General features: G+C 64.6%; 5 protein-coding genes. 2 read left to right on the top strand and 3 right to left on the bottom strand.

Annotated elements, in window-relative coordinates:
* Positions 1–62: 62 nt before the first annotated feature.
* Positions 63–2,537: an extracellular solute-binding protein gene (locus IH615_RS12255; protein WP_291362153.1), complete on the top strand. Its 2,475-nt coding sequence runs from the start codon at positions 63–65 to the stop codon at positions 2,535–2,537.
* A gap of 217 nt (positions 2,538–2,754) precedes the next feature.
* On the top strand, positions 2,755–2,925 hold the full coding sequence (locus IH615_RS12250; protein WP_291362152.1) for a hypothetical protein: 171 nt from the start codon (positions 2,755–2,757) through the stop codon (positions 2,923–2,925).
* 109 nt (positions 2,926–3,034) lie between these two features.
* On the opposite strand, the gene IH615_RS12245 is transcribed toward IH615_RS12250, so the two are convergent.
* Genes IH615_RS12245 through IH615_RS12235 form a run of 3 tightly spaced genes read right to left on the bottom strand, consistent with a single transcriptional unit; the run spans position 3,035 to position 6,018 of the window.
* On the bottom strand, positions 3,035–4,582 hold the full coding sequence (locus tag IH615_RS12245) for a tripartite tricarboxylate transporter permease (RefSeq protein WP_291362151.1): 1,548 nt from the start codon (positions 4,580–4,582) through the stop codon (positions 3,035–3,037).
* Between the two features lie 15 nt (positions 4,583–4,597).
* A complete protein-coding gene (locus tag IH615_RS12240) occupies positions 4,598–5,083 on the bottom strand; it encodes a tripartite tricarboxylate transporter TctB family protein (protein WP_291362150.1) in 486 nt (161 codons plus the stop codon).
* Positions 5,080–6,018 carry a tripartite tricarboxylate transporter substrate binding protein gene (locus IH615_RS12235; RefSeq protein ID WP_291362149.1) on the bottom strand — a complete coding sequence of 313 codons (939 nt, stop codon included), beginning with the start codon at positions 6,016–6,018 and terminating at the stop codon, positions 5,080–5,082. Before IH615_RS12235 ends, IH615_RS12240 begins: the two co-directional genes overlap by 4 nt.
* Between the last annotated feature and the right edge of the window lie 145 nt (positions 6,019–6,163).

Here is a 6,163-nt window from a genome sequence, read left to right as displayed (position 1 = left end):
AAGTCCTATCTCGCTTCCCTCCCCACAGGGGGGAGGGTGGACCCGGTGGGTGGGGTGGGATAGTGGCCGGGCAAACCGACAAAACCTTCTCCATCCGTCGGCGCATCCTGGCGCTGGCGCTGGCGCTGTTGCTGGCGGCGGCGGTGGTGCTGATCATCTTCATCCGCGACTATGCGGAGCGGGCCGCCGACCGGGCATTTGACCGATTGCTGGCGGCGTCGGCCTTGACCATTGCCGGGGCCGTGCAGGTGGAAGACGATGCTGTCATCGTCGAACTGCCCTTTGCCTCGTTTGGCATGTTTTCGGGACGGGACCGCGTGTTCTATGCGGTGGAAAGCCCTGATGGCGGTGGCGTGACGGGCTATGAGGACCTGTCGGGCATGCTGCCCGAAATGACATCGGCGGGGCCGGTATTCGCGGACATGATCTATCGGGGCGACCTGGTGCGGGTGGCCAGCGTGGGGCGGCTGACCTCATCGGGGGGCGAGGCGGACTGGGTGACCATCCATGTCGCCGAAACGCAGAGCGAGCGCGAGGCGCTGGCGGGGGAGATCCTCTCCAATGCCATCGTGCCGGTGATCGCCCTGACGCTGCTGGCCATAGCTCTGGTGTGGTTCGGCATCGGCCGCATGTTTGCGCCGCTCTACCAGCTCGAACAGGAACTGCGCGGACGGGCCCCAGATGACCTCAGCCCCATCAACGTTCCGGTGCCGGACGAGGTGAGCCAGCTGGTGGCCGGCCTCAACGCCTTCATGGCGCGGCTGGGCAGCGCCATGGAGCGGGTGACAGGGCTGGTGGCCGAGGCCGCACACGAGGTGCGGACGCCGCTGGCGTCGCTGCGGGCGCAGGCAGAGGTGGCGATGGACGAGCAGGACCCGGCGGCCCTGCGCGCCCGGGTGGGCCGCATCCACCAGGGTGCGGTGCAGGCCAGCCAGCTGGTCAGCCAACTGCTGATGGAGGCGACGATTTCGCACCGGCTGGAGAACCAGGAGACCGACACCACGGCGTTCGGGCTGGTGGTGGAGGAGGTGCGGCAGCGGCTGGACCCCGACCAGGCCGGACGGCTGGTGGTGGATTTGTCGGAGGCGGCTGCGGGGGCGCAGATCCGCGGCGACCGCGTGGCCCTGCGCGAGATGCTGCGCAATGTGGTGGACAATGCGCTGGTCTATTCGACGGGAGCGGTGGAGATCAGCGGCGGCGTGGCCGATGGCGTGATGACACTCGACGTGAGCGACCACGGACCGGGCATTGCAGACAACGAAAAGCCCGCAGTGCTGGAGCGGTTCAAACGCGGCACGGCCAGCGGGGCGACGGCGGGCTCGGGGCTGGGGCTGTCGATCGTCAAGCGCGTGGTGGAGGCCCATCGCGGGGTGTTGCGGCTCAAGGATCGGGCCGGTGGGGGGCTGGTGGTGGAAATCGAGCTGCCCACAGTGGGGCGCAACCCCAAGACCGAGCAATTGCGGCGGGCGCTCGGCTCGCTGTCGGCGCTGGTGCTGTGCCTGCTGCTGCTCGATCCCCGCGGAGCGGCGGCCGACACGACCAGCTATCCGGCGCCTGATGGTAGCAGCAATGTGGTGCTGACGATTGTGGGGGTGACCGACACGCCGCTGTTTGCGCAATTCATCGCCGGCTTCCAGGCAATGCGGCCGGACGTGACGGTGGTTTATGAGGAAACCGACTCCGTGCCGCTTTATGAGCGGTATCTGAGCGGCAACATGCTGCCCAAGCCCGACCTGCTGGTCAGCTCGGCGTCGGACCTCCAGATCAAGCTCGCCAATGACGGCCATGCCATGGCCCATGACAGCCCCTTTCTGGGCGACCTGCCGGACTGGGCGCATTGGCGCAATGAGGTGTTCGGCTTTACCTTCGAGCCGGCCGTCATCATCTATAATCCCAATCGCATCAGCGCGGAGGAGGTGCCACGCACCCATCTGAGGCTGGCGGAAATGCTGGAAACGCAGACCGAACGCTTCCGCGGCTCGATCGCGACCTATGACATCGCCCTGTCGGGGGTGGGCTATCTGCTGGCCTCGCAGGACCAGGTGATCTCATCCAACTTCTGGCGGCTGGCCGCGGCCTTCGGACGGGTGGAGGCGGTGTTTTCCGGGTCGAGCCCGGCCATTCTCAATGGCGTGGCCGATGGGTCGCTGGCGCTGGGCTACAATGTGCTGGGGTCATATGCCTTTGCGCGCCAGGCCGATGGCGCCAATATCGAAATCGTGGTGCCTGATGATTATGTGCTGGTGCTGACGCGGGCCATGCTGATCCCGCGGGATGCACCCTACCCCGAACTGGGCAAGGCCTTCGTGGACTTTGCGTTGTCGCCGGCCGGACAGGCCATAGCGGCCGAGCAGACGGCGCTGGGTTCGGTGGTGCCGGGTGGCAGCGGCGAATGGACCGGCGAGGCCATCGCGGCGCGCGGCCGCGGTGTTATCCAGCCTATTCCGCTGGGGCCCGCGCTGTTGGTGTCGCTGGACCAGCAGCGGCGGAAGCGGTTCCTCGACAGCTGGGGCGAGATCGTTTCACCCAAGCCCTAGTTTGGGCCTGCCAGCCATGCTCTCGACGCATGGATAGGACAAAGGTCTTATAAAATTTGGCGTATGCTGGGTGTTTTTGCGATCAACAAGAACACGATTGCACCGAGTGCATGGCTGAGTTGACCTTTTGGGCCTAGCGAAAGAGGTCGGATGCGCCCATTTGTCTAGTCATGAAAGCGGCCCGGCAATTCGGTCGGGGCTGATGAGGAGACTGGCTATGAGCACCACCCGCAAGTCGTTCTTTGCGACCCTTGGCACCTTTGTCGAAGTGTTCGGCAGCGCTGCTGCCGTCTCGAACGCGGTCGAGGGTGGGCGCGCGCCCAAGGCCAAGCACCTCAAGTCCCTGGGTATCGACGTCGACGCTTTCCGTTCGATCGGCAAGCTCTAAAGTCTCCCTGGCGCGCGCTTCCCTCGCTGTGCGCCGCGCCGAGCGGTCGATTGAATGCAAGAAAGCCCGGATGCCCAGAATAGGGGCGTCCGGGCTTTTGCTTTATCGATCAGTCCTCGTCACTCGCCAACTGACTAAAGACCTCGCCCTTGCCGCGCAGGCGGAAGTAGAGCGGGATCAGAATGGCGGCCGTGGCCAGCATGTAGAGAACAATGGCGATAGGCGAGTGGAACAGGGCAGTGAAGTCGCCCTGACTGATGGCCAGCGCGCGGCGTAGCTGTTGCTCGGCCATCGGGCCCAGGATCAGGCCAACAACGACTGGCGCTATGGGATAACCGAAGCGGCGCAGCAGGTAGCCCAGTATGCCGAATGCCAGCAGCATCATCAGCTCGAACGAGAAGCTGATCGGGCCGATATGCCCCGACATGGCGCCATTGGCGCCCAGTGTGCCGAGCGTCGCGAACACCAGAATGCCGCCATAGAGCCAGGGCTTGGGAATGGTCAGCAGGCGCACCCATAGGCCGATCAGCGGCAGGTTGAGCACAACCAGCATGAAATTGGCGACCAGCAGGCTGGCGATCAGCGCCCAGACAAGGCTGGCGTTATTGGCGAACAGCAGGGGGCCTGGTTGCAGCCCGAATTGCTGGAAGCCCGCCAGCATAATGGCGGCAGTCGCGGTGGTGGGCAGGCCCAGCGTCAGCAGGGGCACCAGCGTTCCGGCGGCAGATGCATTGTTGGCCGCCTCTGGCCCGGCCACGCCTTCGATGGCGCCCTCGCCGAACTCCTCGGGATGCTTGGTGAGCTGCTTCTCGGTGGCGTAGGAGAAGAAGGTGCCGATCTCGGCACCGCCCGCCGGCATGGCGCCGATGGGAAAGCCGATGGCAGTACCACGCAGCCAGGCACCCCAGGAGCGCTTCCAATCCTCGGCGGTCATCCAGATCGAGCCTTTGACGGCGATGACCTCGTCCTTGATGCTGCCGCTGGTGCTGGCGATCATCAGGGTTTCGCCGATGGCGAACATGGCCACCGCAAGCGTGGTGACTTCAATACCGTCCAGCAGGTCGGGGATGCCGAAGGCGAGACGCGCCTGCCCAGTCTGCAGGTCGATGCCGATCACGCCCAAGCCCAGGCCAATGAACAGGGCTGTCAGCCCGCGCAGGGCGGAGTCGCCGAACGCGGCCGAAACAGTGATGAAAGCCAGGATCATCAGCGCGAAATAGTCGGCGGGACCGAACATCAGCGCGAACTTGACAACGAAGGGAGCGATGAAGGCCAGGCCCAGCGTGGCGATGAGTCCGGCGACAAACGAGCCGATGGCCGAGGTGGCAAGAGCCGGACCGCCCCTGCCCTTGCGGGCCATCTTGTTGCCTTCGAGCGCCGTGACGATCGAGGCGCTTTCGCCCGGCGTGTTGAGCAGGATGGAGGTGGTGGAACCGCCATACATGCCGCCATAGTAAATGCCGGCAAACATGATGAGCGATCCGGCCGGATCGAGTCGGTAGGTGACCGGCAGCAACAAGGCAACGGTGAGTGCCGGGCCGATGCCGGGCAATACACCGACCGCCGTGCCCAGGGTCACGCCAATGAAGGCATAGATGAGGTTCTGCCACTGCATTGCAGCGATCAGTCCCTGTCCGAGAAGGCCGAATGTGTCCATTTCAGCGCGGTCCGATCACGGCAGAAGGCGTTCGAGTGGTCCGGCGGGCAGCGACAGTTGCAGGCCGCGCGCGAAGATGAACCAGACGATCAGGGCAAAGACGATACCGATGGGAATGGTCTGCCACAGCGGGCCGCGACCAAATCCCTTGGCGGTGAAGGCGAACAACAACCCGGTGGCCACAGCAAAGCCAGCGGTCGAGAGCAACAGAATCTGCGCCAGGAGGCCGGCGACGATCCATGCCATGGGGGCCATGCTGCCCTTTTCACGAGCCGGGAAACTGCCGCGCAATGCCGACACCGCGGTACCGATGGACAGCAGGATCAGGGCGCCAGCGATGGCATAGGGAAACACCGTCGGGCCGACCCGCTGCTGGACGGGCGGCACCCGCATCAGGCTCATCTGCCAGATGATGATCCCGGCGATCACCGCCAGAATCACGGCAATGAAAAGCGCCGCCCCATCGGGGCGACGCGCTAGTTTGGGTTCGCCAATGCTCATTGCACCAGGCCGATGTCTTTCAGGATGGCCTCGGTGGCCGCAATGTCCTTGGTCAGCTGGGCATCAAAGGCGTCGCCAGCCAGGTAGGTATTAACCCAACCCTTGGTGGCCAGGGCTTCGGTCCAGGTTGCCGATGCGACCAGCTTTTCGATGTCGGCATTGATGGCGGCCTTCTGCTCGTCGGTCAGGCCGGGAGCCGCGGCAACCATGCGCCAGTTCTGCACCACCACATCGACGCCACCATCCTGCAGGGTCGGGATGCCGTTGAAGGGCTCATCGCCCGTCACCGCCAGCGCCCGCAGGTCCCCAGCTTCAATCTGGGCAGCGAATTCGCCAGCACCGGAAATACCGACCGTCACCTGACCACCGAGGACGGCCGCAAGGGCCTCGCCACCACCTGAATAGGCGATGTAGTTGACGGCAGTGGGATCGACACCAACTGCCTTGGCAATAAGCCCGGCTGCGATGTGGTCAACGCCGCCAGCGGAGCCACCGGCCCAGGAAACCGAGCCGGGATCGGCCTTGAGCATGGCAACCAGGTCATCGAGCGACTGCAATTCGGAATTGGCAGGCACCACGATCACATCGGATTCACCGGTCAGTCGGGCAATCGGGGTGACGTTGGCGAGCGATACCGGGGAGGCATTGGTCAGCACGGCGCCAACCATGACATAGCCACCCACGATCAGGGCGTTGGGATTGCCGGTATACTGGTTGACGAACTGAGCCAGGCCGATCGTGCCACCGGCGCCGGGAACGTTGGTCACCTGTACATTGCCCGAAATGCCCTCGGCCTGCATGGCCTCCTGCATGGTGCGAGCGGTCTGATCCCAGCCGCCACCCGGCGATGCCGGGGCCATGATAGTGTAGTCTGCGGCGAAAGCGGGAACAGCCATTGCGCCGGATACCAGCGCAGCCAAAAGCAGCTTGTTCATAAGTCCTCCCATGTATTATCCGGAACGTCGTTGCGTTCGTGACGAGGGAGAATAGGTCGCGTCCCTGTCACCGTCCTGTCAGCGCGGCGCGTGCGCCATGCGACTTTGGTCCAGCTGGATAGCCAGGGACAGATTGCGCCAGTGG

The sequence above is a fragment of the Devosia sp. genome (genome assembly GCF_014860165.1).
GTDB lineage: Bacteria > Pseudomonadota > Alphaproteobacteria > Rhizobiales > Devosiaceae > Devosia.
The sequence above is the reverse complement of the archived record's forward strand: the minus strand, read 5'-3'. Positions and strand labels throughout refer to the sequence as shown.